Below are 20,667 nucleotides of genomic sequence, written 5' to 3'. Positions count from 1 at the left end.
AAATATGGATTATATCATCTATTTAACAGATTCTAATAAAAATCCTTATCTACAATTAATCCTATTTTTCGAATATATAAGTACAGTGATAACTTAATAGTTCACCCTGGACTTGATAACTAATTTTTGATATAATATTAGAAAGAAAGTGAGAAGTTAAATAATGCCATATGCAATAGATTTGTTCTGCGGTGCTGGTGGATTTAGTGAAGGTATCTTGCAGGCCGGTTTCAATATTCTTTTTTCAAGTGATAGAAGTCCCATGGTTCAAGAAACTTACGTCAATCGACATAAACAACTTGGTATAAAAGAAGGAATTGACACACATTTTGAACTAGCAGATATTAAAGAACTAACATCAGAGCGTATTTTTGAAACAATCAATAAATTACGTTATGGCCATATCTTCAAGCCTGGAGATGTGGATGTCATTTTTGGTGGTCCACCTTGTCAAGGTTTCAGTCGTCTCGGTAAAAGAGACGCAAGCGATCCTAGAAACATGCTCTTTCATGAATATCTACGAATTATTCGAGATATTTGTCCAAAATATGTTGTAATGGAGAATGTAACTGGTATTCTTGACATGCAAATGTTAGATTTTCCTAGCGTAGTTAGAGATGAATCGTATTTAGGGCAAAGATTGGTGAAAGAAATTCTAGAAGAAGAACTAAATGAACTCGGCTATATCCTACTTGATGTCCAAGTCTTAAATTCAGCTGATTTTGCTGTCCCTCAACAACGCAATCGAGTAGTATTCTTAGCATACAGAAATGATGTCCATCCAATTGAATATCCTGACCGAAATGACACACCTGAAGTAACTGTAAAACAGGCTTTAGATGGTTTATACAGTGACTGTAAAAGGGATTTATCTGACTTTGCCAACCATAGAATCAAAGGAGAAACTCCCACAGTAACAGGTACCACTATCTCAAGAAAACATATCACAAATATGGAGGAGTCCAAACACGATATAATTGTGTCTCAGAGATTTTCTTTGTATCAACCTGGAGAAAATACACGTGCTGTAATGAATCGTCTTAAGGAAGAAGGAATCAACCTCCGTGATACTTGTCCAGAGCTATTTAATGAGAGCCTCTTTCAAGTTAATCTAGATGTTAATTCTCAAGTTATACATGATACACTCTTAAATTTAAATTTATTTGACAAAAGATTCAACACTAGTCGCTGGTTACACTTTTCCAATCGTCAATTAGCTATTCTATCTAGCTTAACAAATAATAAATCTGAATTCAAAAATGTTCTAAAATCACTTGCAAATCGACTTAATACTAGTATTGAAAATGCAACTATTTTTTGGGAAAAAGTATATCCGCTATTGAATCAAGAATACAATTCAGACACATTTCATAATCTACTTGTTAAAGGTGAAATTTCGGATAAAATTGGAGAAGCAATCTTAACTAGAAAATCAATTCGAACGAGACTTAATCCCGAAACTGTTTCACCTACTATTGTTACTTTACCCGATGATTATATTCATCCTTACTTCGACAGAGTACTGACTGTTCGAGAAATGGCTCGGTTACAATCTTTTGATGATAGTTTTGAATTTCTCGGCAAAAGAACAACTGGTGGTGATAAACGTTCTCAAGAGACTCCACAATTTACACAAGTTGGGAACGCTGTCCCTCCTTTACTAGCTAAAGCGGTAGCTCTAAAGGTTATGGAAGCAATAAATTCAAACTAATTACAATTAAAAAACAAAATAGGCTACATTTAAATGGTAAGCCTATTTTTGTTTTTTAAAATAGATTTGAAGATTTAGATACTCAACTATAAAAATTTCTGTTTTACTAATTGATAAAAGACATAATCGTCAATATACTTATCTATGGCTCTTACATTTTTAAAGTAATTACTATTTAATGTAAATTTTTCAAATTGTTTAGATGATGTAACAAGTACTCTGTCACTGTCGGACAAAGAGCCTAATCTCTTCTTTAGCTTTTCTTCAAAAATCTTTTGAGAAGCATCCTCAGATAATTGAGAAAATTCTATAAGTGCATCTAACCTAGTATACATCGCCTCTCCTATACTATTTTTTATTTCCGATTCACTGATAAAATTAGAAGTCAAAAAAATTATACTTTTTTGTAAATTGACTTTATAATTCTTATCTTCAAAAATACCTTCATCAAACAACTGATAAAATGCACTAAAAAAAATATTATTGGGCTTATCAAACTCATCAAACAGTATAACATTACTTTCTCTTTCAAGTAAATCTCGTGCAAGAGATTCTTCATTATGAGCACCGCCGAAAACATACGTACTAAAAGAGGAGTTTTGAAACATTGAAAACTGCTTTCTAAATAGTTTTTCTCCTAAAATATCAGCAATTAATTTTGCAGTTTCTGTTTTACCTACACCTGGCGGACCGTAAAGCAATATTACAATTGGTTTTTCTTTCGTATATCCTCCAGAAAGTTTGTATAGATTAGTAATTAATCTATCTCGGACAGATTCCTGCCCGAGTATTTTCAAATTATATTCCTTAGAAATTTTGAGAAGATTATTGTCAGAAATTACCTTATATTCTTGGTTTAGTATAACTAAATTATCGTCATCTACAATCGACTTTATTTGTTTAACTACTGATGTAGGAGGATTTTGCAAAAAGATATCTTCTATTTGAAATTCACATATAAAATGTGTAAATGAACTCATTGTATTCTCTGACAATCTTGCATATTCATCCGACCACCCTATAACATTTTTGTACAGTTCAGGAGGATTTATATTTTCTACAGTCTGCCCTTCGACTCTATGTATATGCATACGTCTTTGTCGATCCGATTCCATCGCTAACTCACTTATACTAACATACTCTTTCGGAAGAATCTCAATAAACTTTTTCTTCGACCCATAAAATATTGTAATGTTATTAACCATTTGGTACACCCGCTAATATTACATCGTAAACTTCTACTTCAAAATTATTGACCTCATCTAATGAAAAAGCATTTGGTTCAGTCACGTTCTCAAGTGAAAATTCCTCCGAATAATTTAAAGCATTTAAATTAATCTTCCCAACTTTTATCGCATGGAAAGTCAAATCCATCTGAACAACATCCCCTAAAGAATAGTTATTTCGAAATGCAGACAAATTGAATCTAAGTACTATATCTTTATTCTTCAAATCTTTACCTACAAGTTCATAATATCCTTTAATTTGAGACATAGATGAGTCCAATGTAGCTATATCTAATTCTAAATTTTCATCAATTTTCATAGCCCCTTTTGCAAGACTTAGATAAGGTGCTTTAAGTTTAAATTGAGATAATGAGTTCGGATAAGCACTTAATCTTAAAGAATCAAATACATATATTGAGTCTTTGTAATCTTTTTGATTAAATAAATTCAGATAATCTGTAACTACCGTATTAGTAACTACTTGTCTAACAATTTTCCCATCTACTTTATTAAAATTTTCTTTAAACTCAATACCAGCCTCTACATTAAATAAATTAAAAAATCTACTTCCAATTTTACCCGATGTTTCTCCACCAACTGTTACACTATTCGATTTTTCTTTATTTTGATCACTCTGTTCAACTAAGTTACCACCAAACTTAAAGTACACCAAATCAGTTGCTGAAACTTCATCAAAATAAACTAATTTGATAAAATCAGGTTTCTTATTTTTTCTTAACATCCTAATTATTCTCCATGCTTATAATATTTACTATTTACAATAAAAACTCCTACAGCTTCATTTCATACAAAATATTATACCAAAATGAAAGTCATAGACAGTTTTAACCATCTATCGGCACAAAGTTCCCAACGATAATCCCTACAATCCGAGGATCTTCCTCATAGGAAATGAAAATGTCCTTGTATTTAGGATTAATAGAAACCAAACGCAAGCCATCTTCCTCTCGATAGACTCGTTTGATATAGGTTTGGTTGCTACAAACCACCGCATAAACTGCCCCGTCATAGTCAAATCCCGTCTCTCGAATCAGAGCCACTGAACCATTTTGATATTTAGGTTCCATGGAGTCCCCAGACACCCAGGATGCAAAATCATGGGCCAACTCCTCATTAAAGTAAACTGTATCAAAATTCTGATCATCGTAGACCGAAGCCCCGATCCCTGCTGACATACGTTCGTAGATACGGTACTCGTAGAGCTGGACTGGCATGGTCGACACTTTCTGGGCTTGTTCCTCTTGAGCCAGATTGCGAGCATAAAGAACAACCTTTTCCTTCCCTTTGTTAGATAAGCTATTATAAAGACGGACAATCTCGGTTTGAGTAAAATATCCTTTTGGTACTTTTAAAATGTTCTCTAGCTGAGCAACCTTCTCCTTGGACGGTTTCTTGACTCCACGTTCCCAAGCCGAATAAGCCTGAAAACTAATCCCAAGTTGCTCTGCAATTTCACTCTGTGTTAGTTTTAATTCTTTTCTCCGAGCCTTCAGTTTTTCTGGTTTATACATAGTTTACCTCCTATTGTAATCTTTTACTTATAACAACGAAGCAATGTTTTAACACTTTCTACTAAATCTAGTTGGTTTAGTTTCATTCTATAAAAAAAGAGTATGAATGTCCAATTATAACATCAATCCTCTTCAATAAACATATAAATTATTGCTAAAAATCCATTAGTAAAAGCATGTCCCTTAATCTTAATATCAATTTCCATTATTCGATTTAATAGAAAGATTTCATCTCTTAATCTAAAGGGGTTTGGGGATTCCCCAAAATTCAAATCACCTCAAAAGTACATACACTGTGTGTATACAAATTTTGGGGGTGATTTTGGGAGTATGTGTATACAGACTCTGAGCTCGCAAAGTCATATTATGAGAAATCCATCCCCTTCGATAAAATAATCCAAAAAATCAATTTGACTGTCATTTGTGTGTACAAATATTTTAAGAAGATATATAAAAAACGCTGCGAATGTACTGACCCCAAAAAGTTAGACAATTAATTTATCCGAAGGATTTAGTTCTGTATTGTACAGGGCTAAGTCCTTTTAGTTTTACCTTAATTCGTTTGTTGTTGTAGTAATCGATATAGTCTACAATGGCTTGTTCCAATTGCTTAAGCGACTGAAACGACTTCTCATAACCGTAAAACATTTCGGATTTTAAAATGCCAAAGAAAGATTCCATCATACCGTTGTCTGGGCTGTTGCCCTTTCGTGACATGGATGCTTGAATTCCCTTACTCTCTAGGAACCGATGATAAGAATCGTGTTGGTATTGCCAACCTTGGTCACTATGGAGAATCGTATTCTCGTAGTGTTTCTCTGTGAAGGCCTGTTCCAACATCTTTTTTACTTGTTCTAAATTAGGAGAACAAGAAAGATTAAAAGCAATAATTTCGCTGTTAAATCCATCTAAAACAGGCGATAAATACAATTTCTGCGTGCTATTTGGAATGGCAAACTCTGTCACATCCGTATAACACTTTTCCATTGGTCTCGATGCTTCAAACTGGCGTTGAATGATATTCTCTGCTTTCTTGCCAATCTCTCCTTGGTAGGAAGAATACTTTCGTTTACGGCGAATTCGAGCACTTAAACCAAGGATTTTCATCAGACGTTGGACCTTCTTATGGTTTACTATATGACCACGATTCCTCAATTCAAGAGTTATTCGGCGATAGCCATAATTTCCTTTGTGCTCAGTAAAAATAGCTTGAATTTCAGCTTTAAGATCTTTATCTTTGTCAAGCCCATCTAGTTCCTTCAACTGATAATAGTAAGTTGAGCTAGGTAAACGAGTCACTTCAAGAAGTAAATCTAGTCGAAATCCTCCTGAAGCCATTTCTCTAATTGTCTCTGCCTTTCTCGCTGTATGGCTTCGTCCCTGTCTTCCAGCTCTTTTAACTTTTTTAAGTAAGCCACCTCAGTACGTAAGCGTTCATTCTCCTCTTGGAGTCGCTCTAGTTCTGTCATTTCATCCCAAGTTTTCTTCCGTTTACGTCCCATTTTAGTTGGTCTCCCTCTTGTTTTCTCAACAATAGTATACCCGTTTTTCTTGTATTGTGCTAGCCAATTAAGAAGTATCGTACGACTTGGGAGGCCGTATTCAAGAGAAACTCTATCTTTAGTCCAGCCTTCATGTAAGACTTTATTAATCATTTCTTGCTTTAAATCAGGAGAATAGTAACGATTTTTTCCTTTTTTGACGAACTCTATTCCGTAACGATCAATCAATTTAATCATGTACCTAATATTAGAATTATTTATCCCAAATTTATTTGAAAGCTTCTCTAAGCTATATCCTTGTTTTCTAAGTTCATAGATCTGAACTTTATCATCATAAGTTAATTTCATAATAAAAACACCCCAAAAGTTAGATTTTTCTGTCTAACTTTTAGGGTGCAGTTCAATTTAACCGCGATTCCTTATTTTAAAATCCTCATATGTCTTTCTTTTTTATGAGTAGCATCGTAGTATTCCAGCATCATAGTATTCCAGCATCGCATGATACAAACGAGCCTTCGTTTTATCTTGTTGTTTAATTCCATGAAGAAATAATTCTGCTCGCTTTAATTTCAATATGTATTCACATATCTGATCAAAATCCTTATCCATATTACTTTTGAAAATAAACATCTTTTTCCTCCATCACATCAACTATTTTTTGCATCAAAATAGACATATCCATTTTGTTTTCATAGCTTATTCTCCCAACTACAGTTGCAAGACGGGCTATAGAATTGATATTCTTTCCGACTTGTTCCAACTCTTCTGTTAAAGGAACTAAACTTTCAGAGGTTATCAGAAGGTTATCACAAAGCTATTCGAGCTTAAAAATCGACAAAAAAGAGTTTGGGACAAAAAGATTTTTATTTCAGGAATTCTTTATTATAAGTTTTAAAAATCGATAGATTAGACAAAAAAAAGCGAACAAGACAAAATTCTGAGTGTCAGATACCTCGTTTTGTTCGCTTTTTATATTTAAGGTTAGACTTTTGTCCCAGACTCTTTGAAATATTGATATAATCGTATTGATTAACGTTTTGAGGCAACTGACCTCGTCAGGTTGCAGCCACATTTGTAAGCGACTAAAGTCACCACAACTGTGTCAATTGCACCAATTTATCAAGAAAGTACAAAAAAGAACACCCCGAAAGGTGCTCTCTGTAAGTATAGTAATTCTTTCGAATTAACGTTTACTAAATTGTGATGCTTTACGAGCTTTCTTAAGACCTGGTTTCTTACGTTCAACTTTACGTGAGTCACGTGTAAGAAGTCCTGCACGTTTCAATGAATCGCGGAAGTCTGGGTCTACTTGAAGAAGGGCACGAGCGATACCGTGACGGATAGCTCCTGATTGACCAGCGTATCCACCACCTACAACGTTAACGAAAACGTCGTATGAACCTACAGTTGAAGTAACTGCGAACGGTTGGTTGATGACAAGACGAAGGTCAGCGTGTGGGATGTACTCTTCAACATCTTTTTTGTTAACAGTGATTTTACCAGTTCCTGGAACAAGGCGAACGCGTGCAACAGCGTTTTTACGACGTCCAGTACCTGCATATTGTGCTTGTGACATACTTTATTGTTCCTTTCCTTAGATAAGTCCTGAAATGTCAAGAACTTCTGGTTGTTGTGCAGCGTGAGTGTGCTCAGCTCCAACAAATACTTTCAACTTCATACCTTGAGCGCGTCCAAGAGTATTGTGTGGAAGCATACCTTTAACTGATTTCTCAATCAAACGTACTGCATTTTTAGAACGAAGTTCACCTGCAGAGATTTGTTTCAATCCACCTGGGTGGTTTGAGTGAGTGTAGTAGATTTTATCAGTTGCTTTTTTACCAGTCAATTTAACTTTTTCAGCATTGATAACAATTACAAAGTCACCTGTATCAGTGTGTGGTGTAAATGTTGGTTTGTTTTTTCCGCGAAGTACGCTAGCAACTACTGCAGAAAGACGTCCAAGTGGTACATCAGTTGCGTCAACTACGTACCATTTACGTTCAACTTGGCCTGGTTTAGCCATAAATGTTGTTTTGTTCATGATTTCTCCTATATATAGTTCGATTTTTGTTTACGGTGATGGGTGTTCCTTCCCATCGAAAAGTATTTGGAAGGTTCCGGGGCCTTTCAAATGGGGTAAACAATACCGCCTACTATCATACCAAATTTCACCCCTAAAAGTCAATAGATATGAAAAATATTTTTCTGAATTCCACTCTTTTTATCTCTAAAAAACCTCGCTTTCGCGAGGCTCTTCTATTTATAAGATAAGGCACGTTTAAAGGTTTTCCAAGGACCTAAATCATCTGTTTGCAGAACGAGACTAGCATACATACGTCCGATAAAGACTGTTGCCGTTACTGCAAAAGCAATCGTAATAGCAAGCGAAATCCAAGCTTCTAACCCATTTGCATAACCATTAATAGCTCTAAACGGCATGAAGAAAGTCGAAATAAAGGGAATATATGAACCAATCTTCAAGATGAGATTGTCACCAGCTGCACCTAGAGCTGTAACTCCAAAAAAACCACCTATAATCAAAATCATCAAAGGCGACAAGGCTTTTCCTGAGTCCTCAGGACGAGAAACCATAGAACCTAGGAAGGCTGCTAAAACAACGTACATAAAGAGGCTAACCAAGACAAACAATAAGGTGTTGAGCGAGAAAGCCTCTCCTATATGGTTTAAAATACCAGATTGTGCCAAGATTGGTAGGTCCTTAAAGAGAAGAATGGCAGCAAGTCCACCCACGACGTAAATGCCAATATGGGTCAAAATCACAAGAAGCAGAGCCAGCATGCGAGCGTAGAAATAATGACTAGCTCGGATACTAGAGAAGACCACCTCCATAATTTTGGTTCCTTTCTCGCTAGCCACTTCCTGGGCAGTGACACTAGCATAGGTAATCAAAATCATATAAAGGAAGAAACCAAGCCCTGCGGCCGCAATGGTTTGAACAATTTTTTTGTTTTCCTTGGCTTCATCAATCTTTTCTGTGAATTGAACTGTCTGCGCTAAGCGTTTTTCCTGCTCTTGAGACAAGGAGGCCGTTGAACGATTAAGCTGATTTTGTAGTTCATTGAGTGTACCTGTAACCTCAAATTTAATTCCATTTTCAAGCGATGTTTCGCCATGATAAACTGCCTTTAGAACACTATCTTCTTGATCAATAGTCAGATAGCCTTTTAATTTTTCATCTTTAATCGCTTCTTTGGCACTTGCTTCGTCTTTATAGTCAAAGTTAACACCATTTACATTCTTCAGTCCTTCTGCTACAGACGGCACTGTTGTCACTACTGCCACTTTATCATTTTTAGCCATTGAAGAGCCTTGGAGATAGCCAATTCCTCCAGAGAGACCGATAAACAAGAATGGTGAAATCACCATAAAGAAGAAACTCCACGATTTGACATGTCGAAGATAGGTTTCCTTCATTACAACCCACATATTTCTCATACTTCCACCCCTGATTCTAGTTTAAAGATTTCATCGATTGTTGGTGCTTGCTGGTCAAAGGTTGCGATATATTGCCCCTGAGTCAAGATTGGGAAGAGTTCCCTTCCAGCGCTCTCATCCTCCAAAATCAATTTCCAACTGCCTTGCTTGGTCAAGCTCACCTGTTTAACATGAGGAAGTTTTTCCAATTCTTCCTTACTTCGTTCACTTGAAACAAAGAGACGCGTTTTCCCGTATTGATTGCGAACATCCTGAACTGGTCCATGCAAGACCACACGGCCATCTCGAATCATCAGAATATCGTCACAAAGTTCCTCGACGTTGGTCATGACATGATCAGAAAAGATAATGGTTGCCCCACGCTCTTTTTCCTGAAAAATGACTTGTTTGAGCAATTCTGTATTGACTGGGTCCAATCCACTGAAAGGCTCATCCAGGATAATCAAGTCTGGCTCATGAATCAGAGTAATAATGAGCTGAATCTTCTGCTGATTTCCTTTTGACAGACTCTTAATTTTATCTGTCAGCTTTCCTTTCACTTCCAACTTCTTCATCCATTGAGGGAGTTTTTCCTTGACCTCCTTGGCATCCATACCTTTTAGAGTCGCCAAGTAGCGAACTTGTTCAAGGACTGTCAATTTAGGCATGAGACTGCGTTCTTCAGGCAGATAGCCAATCCGAGCGTAGGTTTCCTGACGAATATCCTGACCATCCAGACTGATTTCTCCTTGATATTCTAAAAACTTCAAAATACTGTGGAAAATCGTTGTCTTCCCAGCACCATTTTTCCCGACTAATCCCAAAATACGACCTGGTCGCGCTTGAAAGTCAATACCAAACAAAACTTGCTTGGGTCCAAAACTTTTCTCTAGACTTCTTACTTCTAGCATCTTTCACCTCCGAAATGTCTTGCACTCATTATACTCCTTTTTGATAGCATTTACAATGATTTCTGTCCATTTTTTTCATCCTCATTTTAGTAAAAAATCTTAGAGTACTTTGAGTTATGAGTATATTATACACTGGTAAACTCCAATTTATCTTCTCTGTTCCTCAACTGTCTATTTTTGATCCTGAATTGTTATTTGAAAAGCAAAAATCCACCCCGAAGGATGGATTGATAAGTTAACGCACTTCTGCATTGACTTTTTCTTCAAGCGATGCTTGGATTTTTTCCATGTAGCGTGCGACTTCTTCGTCCGTTAAGCTATCTTCTGGATTTTGGAAAGTCAAGCTATAAGCCATTGACTTCATACCAAATCCCAATTTTTCGCCTGAGAAGACGTCAAAGAGTTTGATATCTGTCAAACGTTTCACGCCGGTAGCTTGGATAGCGTCCACAACTTCTTGATGAGTCACTTCTGCCTTGAGGAGAAGGGCAACGTCACGGCTGACTGCTGGGAATTTTGTGATTTCCACAAATGGAGCAGCTGGTTGAAGGGCAGCCTCGATGGCTGAAAGGTTAAGCTCCGCTACATACGTTTCTGGAATATCGTAAGCCTTAGCAGTGACTGGATGCACTTGGCCAAGGAAACCAAGAACTTGGTCACCGAGTGAAATCACGGCTGTACGACCTGGGTGAAGGCTAGCGATTTCAGATGTTGCCGTATAGGTCACTTCTAGTCCCAAGCGAGTAAAGAGGGCTTCTAAGATTCCCTTAGCATAGAAGAAATCAACTGGAACTGCTGCTGTTTGGAAATCTTTTTCAGCAACCAAGCCTGTCAAGGCAAAGGCAAAGCTATTAATCTCATTTGGAAGTTCTTCTTTTGGATTACCAGTTTGTTCAAAGACTTTTCCAATCTCATAAAGGGCCAAGTTTTTATTCTTACGAGCTACGTTATAAGCCACCGTATCAAGGATACCAGAAATCATATTTTGACGGAGGACAGAACGGTCCACTGTCATTGGCCACATAAGTTCCGTAAGGTTACTTGGTTGAGCCGTAAACTCAACTGCTTTTTCAGGAGTTGTTAGAGCGTAGGTGATGATTTCTGTCAAACCTGCTCCTTCAGCGATCGTACGAACTTGGCGGCGAAGTTTTTGTGTCGCAGTCAATTCACCTGCTGTACCATCGTCTTTTGGAAGGCTGGTTGGCAAGCGGTCATAACCATAGATACGAGCGATTTCTTCAAAGAGGTCTGCTTCGATGGTGATATCCCAACGGCGACGTGGGACGCTGACTGTAAAGCTATCTGCATTTCCAGAAAGGCCAAAGCCAAGACGACGGAAGACGTCTTCTACATCCGCGTAAGAAAGTTCTGTACCAAGGACACGGTTAACATCAGCAAGAGTTGAAGAAACTTCCACATCAGAGGTATCAAGCTCACCCGCTGAAACGATACCTTTACGCACCGTCGCACCTGCAAGTTCTGCAATCATGCTAGCCGCCGCATCAAGGGCTTCGTTAACAGTTGCCACATTAATCCCTTTTTCAAAGCGAGAAGATGACTCAGAACGAAGGTTGAGACGTCCGCTAGTTTTGCGGATTGATTTTCCGTTGAAGACTGCAGCTTCAAGGACAACACGACTAGATTTTTCAGAGATTTCTGTTGCTTGACCACCCATAACACCTGCAAGAGCTACTGGCTTGTCTGCGACAGTGATGACTAGGTCATTCACGTCCAAATCACGTTCTTCACCATCTAAAGTCACTAATTTTTCACCAGCACGCGCTTCACGTACACGGATGTCACTCCCTTCAAAGGCATCCAAGTCAAAGGCGTGCATTGGTTGACCAAAGTAGAGAAGGATGTAGTTGGTCACGTCCACTACGTTATTGATTGGACGAATTCCTTCGTTCATGAGAAGGTTTTGCAACCACTGTGGACTTGGTGCAATGGTCACATTGTCCAAGATGCGGGCTGCATAGTAAGGTGCCTTGTCTGTCTCAATGCCCACAGAAAGAGCATCTGCTGCAGCTTGGTCAGTTTCTGAAAGAGTAAATTCTTTAAAGTTGACTGCCTTGTCATAGATGGCTGCCACTTCATGAGCCACTCCACGCATAGAAAGAGCGTCCGCACGGTTGGGGGTGATTGAAAGTTCGATGATTTCATCATCCAAGTCTAGATATGAGAAGACTTCCTCACCAGGAACGGCATTTTCTGGCAAGATTTGGATGCCATCTGCGAATTCCTTAGGTACAACTGAGTCAGAAATTCCCAGTTCACCAAGTGAACAGATCATCCCAAGTGACTCAAGACCGCGGATTTTCCCTTTTTTGATCTTGTAATTGTCAGCGATGCGAGCTCCTGGAAGAGCCACCATAACCTTGATACCAGCACGCACATTCGGTGCACCACAGACGATTTGACGGGCTTCTTCTTCGCCAACGTTAACCTGACAAACATGGAGGTGAGTTTCTGGCACATCTTCACAAGACAAGACCTCACCGACGACAATTTTTGAGAGACCAGCAGCAGGTGATTCCACACCTTCGACCTCGATCCCTGTGGTTGACATTTTTTCAGCCAACTCTTGTGATGGCACAGCAATGTCCACCAATTCTTTTAACCATTTATAAGATACAAGCATAATTTAGTTTTCCAGAATGACAGTTGTCACTCTAGTTATTTTCCTTTCCTATCATTTCAATAGAAGAATCATCTTCTTACCTTAATTTCTTTTTCAGTAACCAATCTGTATCTACTTTTTGACCAACCATAAAATGATGTTGGCTAAATTTTTCAAAACCATATCGATTATAAAATGCTTGAGCTTTTGTATTATGCTCCCAAACACCTAACCAAGCCCAAGAAAAACTATTTTTTGTAGCAAGTTCAAGAGCGAATCCAAACAATTGCTTACCTAGTCCAAATCCTTGGAATTTTTGTAGCACATAGAGGCGTTGAATTTCAAAAGCATCCTCTAATTCTCTCTCAATCTGAGCACTTCCCCAGTTGACTTTGAGAAAACCAGCTATCTCCTCTTCGTGCATAATAAAATAGGTTTCGGAGTCAGGATTTTCCAACTCAGTTGATAAAGTTTTCAGACTATAAGCCTCTTCAAAGTATTCCTGTAACTGCTCTTCCGTATTATCATGAGCAAATGTTTCACGAAAGGTTTGTTTGGCAATTTTAGCCAACACCTCAACATCTGCCTTTTCTACTTTTCTAATCATTATTTAAACTGTTCTGAGAAGCGGACATCTCCTTGGTAGAATCCACGGATATCGTTGATTCCGTAACGGAGCATAGCTACACGCTCTTGTCCAAGACCAAAGGCAAATCCAGAGTAAACAGTCGCATCGATACCACTCATTTCAAGGACACGTGGGTGAACCATACCGGCACCCATAATTTCGATCCAACCTGTTTTCTTACATACATTACAGCCTTCTCCACCACACTTGAAGCAAGAAACATCCACCTCAACAGATGGCTCTGTGAATGGGAAGTAAGATGGGCGCAGACGAATCTGACGCTCTTCACCAAACATTTTTTGCACAATCAACTGAAGGGTTCCTTGAAGGTCTGCCATAGAGATATTTTTCCCAACAACCAAGCCTTCGATTTGGTGGAACTGGTGACTGTGGGTCGCATCGTCTGTGTCACGACGGAACACACGCCCTGGTGAGATCATTTTCAAAGGACCTTTAGAGAAATCATGGGCATCCATAGCACGCGCCTGCACTGGAGACGTGTGGGTACGGAGCAAGATTTCTTCTGTGATATAGAAAGTGTCCTGCATATCACGAGCTGGGTGGTCTTTTGGAAGGTTCATACGTTCAAAGTTATAGTAGTCTTGCTCCACTTCAAAACCATCCACGACTTGGTAACCCATACCGATAAAGATATCTTCGATTTCTTCACTGGTTTGTGTCAAAACGTGACGGTGACCAGTCGCAACTGGACGACCTGGAAGTGTCACATCGATACTCTCACTTGCTAATTGAGCTGCAACTTTCTTTTCTTCCAAGAGCTTAGCAGTTTCTTCAAAAGCTGCTGTCAAGACATCACGAGCTTCATTTACGTGTTTCCCAATGATTGGACGCATCTCAGCAGAGACATCTTTCATCCCTTTGAGAATTTCAGTAAGCGAACCCTTTTTACCAAGGACTGAGACACGCAAATCTTGCATCTCTTTTTCATTTTCAGCAGTAATCTGCTTCAAGCTAGCCAGCGTTTCTTCGCGAAGCGCTTTTAATTGTTCTTCAATAGTTGACATAATTCCTCCATCAGTCTCTCGCAGATAAAAAGAAAACCACATGCCAAAAACTCCACTCGGAGCGTTGACACGCGGTACCATCCGTTTTCATCTGACAAGTCAGACCTTCATTTCTAAATCCATGCGCAAGTGAATTCACCCAGCTTTCATATAGAGAGCTTGCAGTCACGGCTCTCCTCCCTGATATACTTCCCTTGAGTTACTAGTCTTGCAGATTTCTATTCAATTACTATATAGTTTATCAGATTTTGAGTTAAAAAACAAGTTAGATTAGACTAATTTCAATACAAAACTCGTTCCTTTTTCTGTTGCTCCATTTTCCACAAATCCAAGCGACTTGAAACACCTCCTAGAAGCATGATTGTAGGTGTAGATTTCCTTGACTCTCAATTCTTTCCATCCTTTTACTCGAGCCAATTCAATCAAAGCACTTAGAATCTTTTTCCCAAGTCCTCGATGTTGGTAAGCGGAATTCCCAATCACAATGGGGAGATTATCCTGAGATAGTGTAACATCCCCAATTGGAAACCATTCTCCCTTCTCCTTGACTTCAATCCAAAAAAGCTCACCATGCTGATCCAAATGGGAATACATAGCTTCCAAAGTTTCTTGACTATAAGGTCTCTTCACACCATCTACGAGGTGAACCAAGTTCACATCCTGATACCAAGCAAAAGCTTCTTCACAATGATTGACCTTATAATAAGGAACAAGACGCAGTGCATTATCTATTTGTAAAATCCGTTTCATCTGCTTTCCTTTTCAACAAAAGAGTTGCTGCTTGATTAAAACCATCACACCAGTTATACCATTTTGCTTCATACTCATCTTGAGCTAAGATATGATTTTTTAAATCCAGAACAGAGTAAATTTTTCTTTCTTCGCAGGCTTGCGCATAGAGATGATATAGTTCATCACCACCATCTCTATCAAACTCAGCAGAAATCGTATCCCGACCTGCCAATAAAGCCTGATAAGCCCTGTGATGCCCATCTGTAATCAACAAGCAATCTCCAAAGGCAAGAATACTGATTGGATCGACTTGGATTCTTTCTGCCGACTGGTAAAGCATCTGAATATCTTGCAACTTCTTTTCTGATAAGTATAGTTGAGTCGGATGAAGATCTGCTATATTGACTTTCATTTCTTTCTCCTCAAAGGAATTTGATAGTCACTTCTGCTTGCCTTTAAATCGCCATTGGAAGCGGAGCTTGTCATAGAAGGGAAATTCGATAAACAATACTCCCAAGCCCACACAGAGACTGGCAAGAACGTCTGATGGATAGTGAACTCCCAGATAGACCCTTGATACCAACACACTGACTAGGTAGATAACAAGGACGATTTGCACGATTTTTCTCCAGACTGGATCTTTCATCCGTTGACTGAGAATGACAATCAGAGAACCGACCATCAAGGTTACAGCCAGAGAATGGCCACTTGGAAAGGAAAATCCCTTCTCCTCAACCAAGTGTAAAATAGCTGGTCGTGGGCGCTGGTAAATATTTTTAAAGGTCACGATTAAAAGACCTGCCAAAGCCAGATTTCCCAGCATGAAGAAACTTTCTATCTTCCACCGCTTACGATAAAAGACAAAAGCTGTAATGACAACCCAAGTGATAATCACTGGGATATCAATCAAGCGTGTGATGGCCCTGAAAAGAATAGTCAAGTAATCTGGCAAGTCTCCTCGAACGGCAGTCTGTATCGGTTGGTCAAAACCGACCAGCGTTTCAGGGTAAAATTTGACCATGTAGCCAAGAATAACGAAAAGTAAAAGGGCAAAACTGCCCTTCATTAAAAATGTTTGTTTATCTCTCATAATGTTTTAAGGTTGGTTTCAAGAGAACATACAACAACCAGAATGAAACGGAAAAGATTACACCCTCAATCAAGTTAAAAGGTAATACCATGGTCATTAGGTAGTTGGAAAGTCCCAAAATTTTTCCAATATCAAAGTTAGCAAACTTAGCGTACAAAGGAACAGCATAAACATAGTTGAGAACCAACATAGCCACGGTTAAACCAATAGTCCCAGCTAGAGAGCCTAGTAGGAAACGAAGAGTTGTCCGTTCCTTTTTCCAAATCAAAGCAAATACGATGACAAAAACTCCCAAAGCTACGATATTCATCGGCAAACCAATGTAAGTATTCACTCCTTGACTATTAAGAAGCAATTTCAAGAGTGAGCGAAGCAAGAGAATTCCTAGAGCAGCAGGCAAATCCATGACCACCAGACCCACAAGGACTGGCAAGATACTAAATTCGATCTTGAGGAAGGACGCCGCTGGTAAAAGCGGAAAGTCAAAGTACATCAGCACAAATGAGATGGCTGATAGAATCGCAATGGTCGAAAGTCGACGTGTGTTTGTCATAACAGGTTCCTCCAATTTTCTATAAAATCAGAAGAAGTTAGAAAGGATTCCTCTATCTATTCTCACTTTTTATATCCCAAAAGTTCCCTCTCACTCTATCAAAGAAAATAAAAGCAAGCGGTTACAATCTAGCTATAAATCTATCAGAACAGACAAAGCTATTCTTTCGTCTTCTCCCATCCAGACTATACTGTCGGTTGTGGAATCTCACCACATCAGCTTGCGCTCGCGGACTTCTTTAAAGAGAAGGAAATAGAGATTTTTCTTTTAGACTAGGCGACAAGCTGTAGGCATAACTTCTGGTTAGGCAAAGCTTGTCAACAAAGTATAAAAGGAAAAGATCATTTCCTAGTTAAAGTCACCGCCGGTCGGGAATCACACCCTGCCCTGAAGACTCTTTTATCATAACAAAAAACGCTTGCAAGCGCAAGCATTTTGTTCATTTTCATTTTCATTTTTTATTTCAATTTATCCACTTCATAGGTATGAACAAGCTCAAGACCTGCAAAGTTCTGCTGGCGAAGAGCCTCATAGACAATCATGCAGACGGTATTAGACACATTGAGACTGCGGACATGTTCATCATTCATAGGAATACGGAGAGCTTTCTCAGGATGTTCTCGCATAAAGTCCTCAGGCAAGCCCTTGTCTTCACGTCCAAATAGAAAATAATGGTCTTCGTTAGTCGATAAATCCACCTCAGAATAGACTTTCTCAGCAAATTTAGAAATCAGATAGAGTTTACCCTTCATCTGAGACATGAAATCCTCCAAACTCTCGTAAAAATAAATCTCTAGCTTATCCCAATAATCCAATCCAGCTCGCTTCATCTTGCGGTCATCGATAGGAAAGCCCATGGGCTTGATGATGTGGAGGAAAGAATTAGTCGCAGCGCAAGTACGCGCGATATTGCCTGTATTTTGTGGAATTTGTGGTTCAAATAATACAATGTGATTTGTCATGACTTGCTTCCTTTTACCATTGCAAAAAAATAGCCACACTGCCCGGAGTCAAGCTCAGCAAACAGCGTGGTTAAGGCATCGTTAACTTACCTCACAACAGGTTTGAAGTAAATCAGCGAAACTACTTTCTTAGTATAACACTTTCAGAATCATTGTCAATAGAAACGACTTGATTTTTTCAATTTTTTCAAGCTATTTCCAAGGGTTGTAAAATCGTCCGTGATTTTGCAAGATAAGTAGTAAACTAGCTACTAAAAACAAGGCTGCCAAGAGCAAGGTAAGATAGTCTCCTTTTTTCAAGACCTGGTAACTATACCAAGTCCGTTCTTTCTCTTTTCCAAAGCGGCGAAGCTCCATGGCGGTCGCGATGGTATCAATGCGTTCTAGCGAGCTAAAAATCAAGGGCGTAATAATGCGTAGATTGCCTTTGATTCGTTGCATGAGAGAAGCTTTCTTGGATAATTCCATCCCACGCGCTTCCTGAGACATCTTGATAGTAAAGAATTCTTCCTGCAAATCTGGAATATAGCGCAAGGTCAGACTGACTGAATAGGCAATCTTGTAAGGCACACCGATTTGATTTAAACTGGAAGCAAACTGACTAGGGTGGGTTGTCATCAAAAAGATAATAGCCAGAGGAATGGTGCAGAGGTACTTAATGGCTAGATTTAGCAGATAAAAGAGCTCTTGACTGGTCAGAGTGTAGGCACCGATTCCCTGCCAAATCACGCTTCTCTCTCCGTAAAGCCCAACCCCATACTCGGGAGAAAAGAGATAGACCATCAAGACGTTTAAAACGGCAAATACCGTCGCAAAAACGGCCACAAAGGAAACATCTTTAAAGCGGATCTCTGAAAAATAGAGGAGAAAGACCGAAAAGATGGCAATCAGAACAAGCAGCCTGGTATCATAGCTAATCATGGCCGCCAATGACACGAGGATGAAAAAGAGAAGTTTCCCAGCTCCTGACAAGCGATGAATCACAGTATTTCGATGCTGGTAACCGATTAATTTAGCTTGCATCCTTCTCTCCTTTCTTTGTAAAATGCCGTTAAAGCAAGTGGATCCACATCGAGTTTCTTAGCCAAGTTGAAGATTGAAGTTTCTTTTAGGTTGGCTTTTACTAGCAGCTCAGGATTGCTCAACAGACTAGCTGGATCAGTATCGGCAATCAATTCCCCATCTACCATGACAAGGGCCCTGTCTGAATAATCCAGCATCAATTGCATATCATGCGTAATCATGACAATGGTATGCCCTTGTTGATGCAGTTCTTCGAGAAATTCCATAATCTCAGTATAGTTCTTCTGGTCTTGACCTGCAGTCGGTTCATCTAGGAGGATAATTTCAGCTCCTAAAACCAAGATTGATGCAATAGTCACACGCTTTTTCTGCCCAAATGAAAGGGCAGAAATGGGCCAATTACGGAATTCATAGAGACCACAGATTTTCAAAGTTTCATAGACTCTTGTTTCAATTTCCTGCTCGTTCACACCTCGCAAGCGAAGTCCCAGAGCCACCTCATCAAAAATCATGTTGGTTGAAATCATTTGATTGGGATTTTGCAGCACATAGCCTACTCGTTCCGCCCGCTCTGTAACAGAATCTCCTTTTATATCCTGCCCTTCCCAAAGATAGCGGCCTTCCGTTTGAATAAAGCTACTTAAGGCCTTGGCTAGGGTTGATTTCCCTGCTCCATTTTTCCCGACAATAGCAATCTTTTCACCCTTTTTAATATCCAAATGTAGGGACTTTAAAATCGGTCTATCATCATAAGAAAAAGACACATCCTCTAGTCTAAAGAGTGACTGCAATTCTGGCGTCTCTTTTGCCAATTCAGTCTGCAACTGAACCTGACCTTTTGAGATGGACAAGTTATCCAAATTTGCTAATTGTTCCTCCTTCTTTAAATCCACACCCAATTGACGGAGAGTGGTTAGATAAAGGGGTTCTCGAATTCCATTTTGGGTCAACAGGTCAGTCGCCAATAACTGATCAGGACTCCCATTAAAGAGGATACGGCCATCGTTTATCAAGACAATCCGATCCACAGGCCGATGCAGAACATCCTCCAAACGGTGCTCGATAATCAGAGTCGTCGTTCCCTCCTCCTTGTGAATCTGATCAATCAATTCGATAATATCCTGACCTGACTTGGGATCCAGATTTGCGAGTGGCTCATCAAACAAGAGAATCGGACTCTCATCAATCAAGACACCAGCTAGACTAACCCGCTGCTTTTGTCCACCTGATAAATCCTGAGGACGCTGAGCTAGTAAATCAAGAAGATCCAGCTTTTCAGCCCATTTATGAACACGACCTTTCATCTCATCTAAGGCTGTCACATCATTTTCTAGAGCAAAAGCCAAGTCCTCTGCCACGGACAATCCAATAAACTGCCCATCTGTATCCTGCAAAACTGTACTGACCAGATGAGATTTATCGTAGATGCTCATATCAAAGGCTGCTTGGCCCTTGATCAAAAATTCTCCAGACGGCTGCCCCTTGTAAATATTGGGAATAATCCCATTCAAACATTGACCCAAGGTAGACTTACCTGACCCAGATGGCCCAACAATTAAGACTTTCTCTCCCTTATAAATAGTCAAGTCTATCCCTTGCAAGGTCGGTTCTTGTTGCGTTTCATACTGGAAAGAGAAATCCTTCCACTCAATTATAGCTTCTTTCATCTTACTCTCTTCATTCGCTTCTTAGACTTCTATTTTATCATAAATCAAGC

At 39.1% G+C, this 20,667-nt stretch carries 20 protein-coding genes, 1 pseudogene and 1 riboswitch; of the genes and pseudogenes, 1 reads left to right on the top strand and 20 read right to left on the bottom strand.

Going from position 1 to position 20,667, the window contains the following annotated elements; translation table 11 throughout:
* Positions 1–163: 163 nt before the first annotated feature.
* Positions 164–1,711: a DNA cytosine methyltransferase gene (locus ACLV7W_RS01460; RefSeq protein WP_411865297.1), complete on the top strand. Its 1,548-nt coding sequence runs from the start codon at positions 164–166 to the stop codon at positions 1,709–1,711.
* 86 nt (positions 1,712–1,797) lie between these two features.
* On the opposite strand, the gene ACLV7W_RS01455 is transcribed toward ACLV7W_RS01460, so the two are convergent.
* The 20 genes and pseudogenes from ACLV7W_RS01455 to ACLV7W_RS01360 all read right to left on the bottom strand — a co-directional run bounded on the left by ACLV7W_RS01455 (position 1,798) and on the right by ACLV7W_RS01360 (position 20,617).
* Entirely contained in the window at positions 1,798–2,916 is a 1,119-nt protein-coding gene (locus ACLV7W_RS01455) for an AAA family ATPase (protein WP_411865296.1), read from the bottom strand.
* Positions 2,909–3,679 carry a DUF6414 family protein gene (locus ACLV7W_RS01450; RefSeq protein WP_411865295.1) on the bottom strand — a complete coding sequence of 257 codons (771 nt, stop codon included), beginning with the start codon at positions 3,677–3,679 and terminating at the stop codon, positions 2,909–2,911. Before ACLV7W_RS01450 ends, ACLV7W_RS01455 begins: the two co-directional genes overlap by 8 nt.
* 103 nt (positions 3,680–3,782) lie before the next feature.
* A complete protein-coding gene (locus ACLV7W_RS01445) occupies positions 3,783–4,469 on the bottom strand; it encodes an XRE family transcriptional regulator (RefSeq protein WP_411865294.1) in 687 nt (228 codons plus the stop codon).
* A gap of 498 nt (positions 4,470–4,967) precedes the next feature.
* Positions 4,968–6,319, bottom strand: a protein-coding gene (locus ACLV7W_RS01440) for an IS3 family transposase (RefSeq protein WP_411865250.1) whose coding sequence is annotated in 2 segments (ribosomal slippage) — positions 4,968–5,878 and positions 5,878–6,319 — 1,353 coding nt in all. Because the reading frame shifts where the segments join, the coding sequence is not laid out codon by codon here.
* Between the two features lie 71 nt (positions 6,320–6,390).
* Positions 6,391–6,601: pseudogene (locus ACLV7W_RS01435) on the bottom strand (hypothetical protein).
* Complete coding sequence (locus tag ACLV7W_RS01430) at positions 6,582–6,731, bottom strand: hypothetical protein (protein ID WP_236564374.1); 150 nt, start codon at positions 6,729–6,731, stop codon at positions 6,582–6,584. Before ACLV7W_RS01430 ends, ACLV7W_RS01435 begins: the two are co-directional and overlap by 20 nt.
* Before the next feature lie 423 nt (positions 6,732–7,154).
* On the bottom strand, positions 7,155–7,547 hold the full coding sequence (gene rpsI / locus ACLV7W_RS01425) for a 30S ribosomal protein S9 (RefSeq protein ID WP_000075973.1): 393 nt from the start codon (positions 7,545–7,547) through the stop codon (positions 7,155–7,157).
* A gap of 18 nt (positions 7,548–7,565) precedes the next feature.
* Positions 7,566–8,012: a 50S ribosomal protein L13 gene (gene rplM, locus ACLV7W_RS01420; protein ID WP_001044624.1), complete on the bottom strand. Its 447-nt coding sequence runs from the start codon at positions 8,010–8,012 to the stop codon at positions 7,566–7,568.
* A 215-nt stretch (positions 8,013–8,227) separates the two neighbouring features.
* A complete protein-coding gene (locus tag ACLV7W_RS01415; RefSeq protein ID WP_261019955.1) occupies positions 8,228–9,427 on the bottom strand; it encodes an ABC transporter permease in 1,200 nt (399 codons plus the stop codon).
* Positions 9,424–10,317 carry an ABC transporter ATP-binding protein gene (locus tag ACLV7W_RS01410; RefSeq protein WP_261019953.1) on the bottom strand — a complete coding sequence of 298 codons (894 nt, stop codon included), beginning with the start codon at positions 10,315–10,317 and terminating at the stop codon, positions 9,424–9,426. The genes ACLV7W_RS01415 and ACLV7W_RS01410 overlap by 4 nt, the downstream gene beginning before the upstream one ends.
* Before the next feature lie 235 nt (positions 10,318–10,552).
* Positions 10,553–12,958 (bottom strand): phenylalanine--tRNA ligase subunit beta, encoded by a 2,406-nt coding sequence (gene pheT, locus ACLV7W_RS01405; RefSeq protein ID WP_411865293.1) that lies wholly within the window; start codon positions 12,956–12,958, stop codon positions 10,553–10,555.
* A gap of 76 nt (positions 12,959–13,034) precedes the next feature.
* Complete coding sequence (locus ACLV7W_RS01400; protein ID WP_261012168.1) at positions 13,035–13,544, bottom strand: GNAT family N-acetyltransferase; 510 nt, start codon at positions 13,542–13,544, stop codon at positions 13,035–13,037.
* Positions 13,544–14,590, bottom strand: coding sequence for a phenylalanine--tRNA ligase subunit alpha (gene pheS / locus ACLV7W_RS01395; RefSeq protein ID WP_000103743.1), 1,047 nt, complete (start codon positions 14,588–14,590; stop codon positions 13,544–13,546). Before pheS ends, ACLV7W_RS01400 begins: the two co-directional genes overlap by 1 nt.
* A 270-nt stretch (positions 14,591–14,860) precedes the next feature.
* The gene (locus ACLV7W_RS01390) at positions 14,861–15,310 is read right to left on the bottom strand and encodes a GNAT family N-acetyltransferase (RefSeq protein WP_192855497.1); all 450 of its coding nucleotides are present in this window, start codon (positions 15,308–15,310) and stop codon (positions 14,861–14,863) included.
* Between the two features lie 4 nt (positions 15,311–15,314).
* Positions 15,315–15,734 (bottom strand): chromosome partitioning protein ParB, encoded by a 420-nt coding sequence (locus ACLV7W_RS01385; protein WP_261012167.1) that lies wholly within the window; start codon positions 15,732–15,734, stop codon positions 15,315–15,317.
* A 27-nt stretch (positions 15,735–15,761) separates the two neighbouring features.
* Positions 15,762–16,412 (bottom strand): phosphatase PAP2 family protein, encoded by a 651-nt coding sequence (locus ACLV7W_RS01380; RefSeq protein WP_125453133.1) that lies wholly within the window; start codon positions 16,410–16,412, stop codon positions 15,762–15,764.
* Positions 16,402–16,965, bottom strand: coding sequence for an ECF transporter S component (locus ACLV7W_RS01375; RefSeq protein WP_000185823.1), 564 nt, complete (start codon positions 16,963–16,965; stop codon positions 16,402–16,404). The genes ACLV7W_RS01380 and ACLV7W_RS01375 overlap by 11 nt, the downstream gene beginning before the upstream one ends.
* A 164-nt stretch (positions 16,966–17,129) precedes the next feature.
* Positions 17,130–17,364, bottom strand: a riboswitch (FMN riboswitch).
* 59 nt (positions 17,365–17,423) lie between these two features.
* A complete protein-coding gene (locus ACLV7W_RS01370) occupies positions 17,424–17,927 on the bottom strand; it encodes a tRNA (cytidine(34)-2'-O)-methyltransferase (protein WP_411865292.1) in 504 nt (167 codons plus the stop codon).
* Positions 17,928–18,119: 192 nt separating this feature from the next.
* On the bottom strand, positions 18,120–18,950 hold the full coding sequence (locus tag ACLV7W_RS01365; RefSeq protein WP_411865291.1) for an energy-coupling factor transporter transmembrane component T family protein: 831 nt from the start codon (positions 18,948–18,950) through the stop codon (positions 18,120–18,122).
* Entirely contained in the window at positions 18,935–20,617 is a 1,683-nt protein-coding gene (locus ACLV7W_RS01360) for an ABC transporter ATP-binding protein (protein WP_411865290.1), read from the bottom strand. The genes ACLV7W_RS01365 and ACLV7W_RS01360 overlap by 16 nt, the downstream gene beginning before the upstream one ends.
* Between the last annotated feature and the right edge of the window lie 50 nt (positions 20,618–20,667).

It is taken from the genome of Streptococcus mitis, from assembly GCF_965111735.1.
GTDB classification, from domain to species: Bacteria; Bacillota; Bacilli; order Lactobacillales; family Streptococcaceae; genus Streptococcus; species Streptococcus mitis_DR.
This window is presented reverse-complemented; position numbering and strand designations above follow the sequence as displayed.

Excerpts from the sequence above, each read along its gene's own strand:
- rplM (WP_001044624.1), bottom strand. The coding sequence starts at position 8,012 with ATGAACAAAACAACATTTATGGCTAAACCAGGCCAAGTTGAACGTAAA.
- ACLV7W_RS01445 (WP_411865294.1), bottom strand. The coding sequence starts at position 4,469 with ATGTATAAACCAGAAAAACTGAAGGCTCGGAGAAAAGAATTAAAACTA.
- ACLV7W_RS01450 (WP_411865295.1), bottom strand. The coding sequence starts at position 3,679 with ATGTTAAGAAAAAATAAGAAACCTGATTTTATCAAATTAGTTTATTTT.
- ACLV7W_RS01385 (WP_261012167.1), bottom strand. The coding sequence starts at position 15,734 with ATGAAAGTCAATATAGCAGATCTTCATCCGACTCAACTATACTTATCA.
- ACLV7W_RS01360 (WP_411865290.1), bottom strand. The coding sequence starts at position 20,617 with ATGAAAGAAGCTATAATTGAGTGGAAGGATTTCTCTTTCCAGTATGAA.
- ACLV7W_RS01410 (WP_261019953.1), bottom strand. The coding sequence starts at position 10,317 with ATGCTAGAAGTAAGAAGTCTAGAGAAAAGTTTTGGACCCAAGCAAGTT.
- ACLV7W_RS01460 (WP_411865297.1), top strand. The coding sequence starts at position 164 with ATGCCATATGCAATAGATTTGTTCTGCGGTGCTGGTGGATTTAGTGAA.
- rpsI (WP_000075973.1), bottom strand. The coding sequence starts at position 7,547 with ATGTCACAAGCACAATATGCAGGTACTGGACGTCGTAAAAACGCTGTT.
- ACLV7W_RS01400 (WP_261012168.1), bottom strand. The coding sequence starts at position 13,544 with ATGATTAGAAAAGTAGAAAAGGCAGATGTTGAGGTGTTGGCTAAAATT.
- ACLV7W_RS01365 (WP_411865291.1), bottom strand. The coding sequence starts at position 18,950 with ATGCAAGCTAAATTAATCGGTTACCAGCATCGAAATACTGTGATTCAT.
- pheS (WP_000103743.1), bottom strand. The coding sequence starts at position 14,590 with ATGTCAACTATTGAAGAACAATTAAAAGCGCTTCGCGAAGAAACGCTG.
- ACLV7W_RS01370 (WP_411865292.1), bottom strand. The coding sequence starts at position 17,927 with ATGACAAATCACATTGTATTATTTGAACCACAAATTCCACAAAATACA.
- ACLV7W_RS01375 (WP_000185823.1), bottom strand. The coding sequence starts at position 16,965 with ATGACAAACACACGTCGACTTTCGACCATTGCGATTCTATCAGCCATC.
- pheT (WP_411865293.1), bottom strand. The coding sequence starts at position 12,958 with ATGCTTGTATCTTATAAATGGTTAAAAGAATTGGTGGACATTGCTGTG.
- ACLV7W_RS01455 (WP_411865296.1), bottom strand. The coding sequence starts at position 2,916 with ATGGTTAATAACATTACAATATTTTATGGGTCGAAGAAAAAGTTTATT.
- ACLV7W_RS01380 (WP_125453133.1), bottom strand. The coding sequence starts at position 16,412 with ATGAGAGATAAACAAACATTTTTAATGAAGGGCAGTTTTGCCCTTTTA.
- ACLV7W_RS01415 (WP_261019955.1), bottom strand. The coding sequence starts at position 9,427 with ATGAGAAATATGTGGGTTGTAATGAAGGAAACCTATCTTCGACATGTC.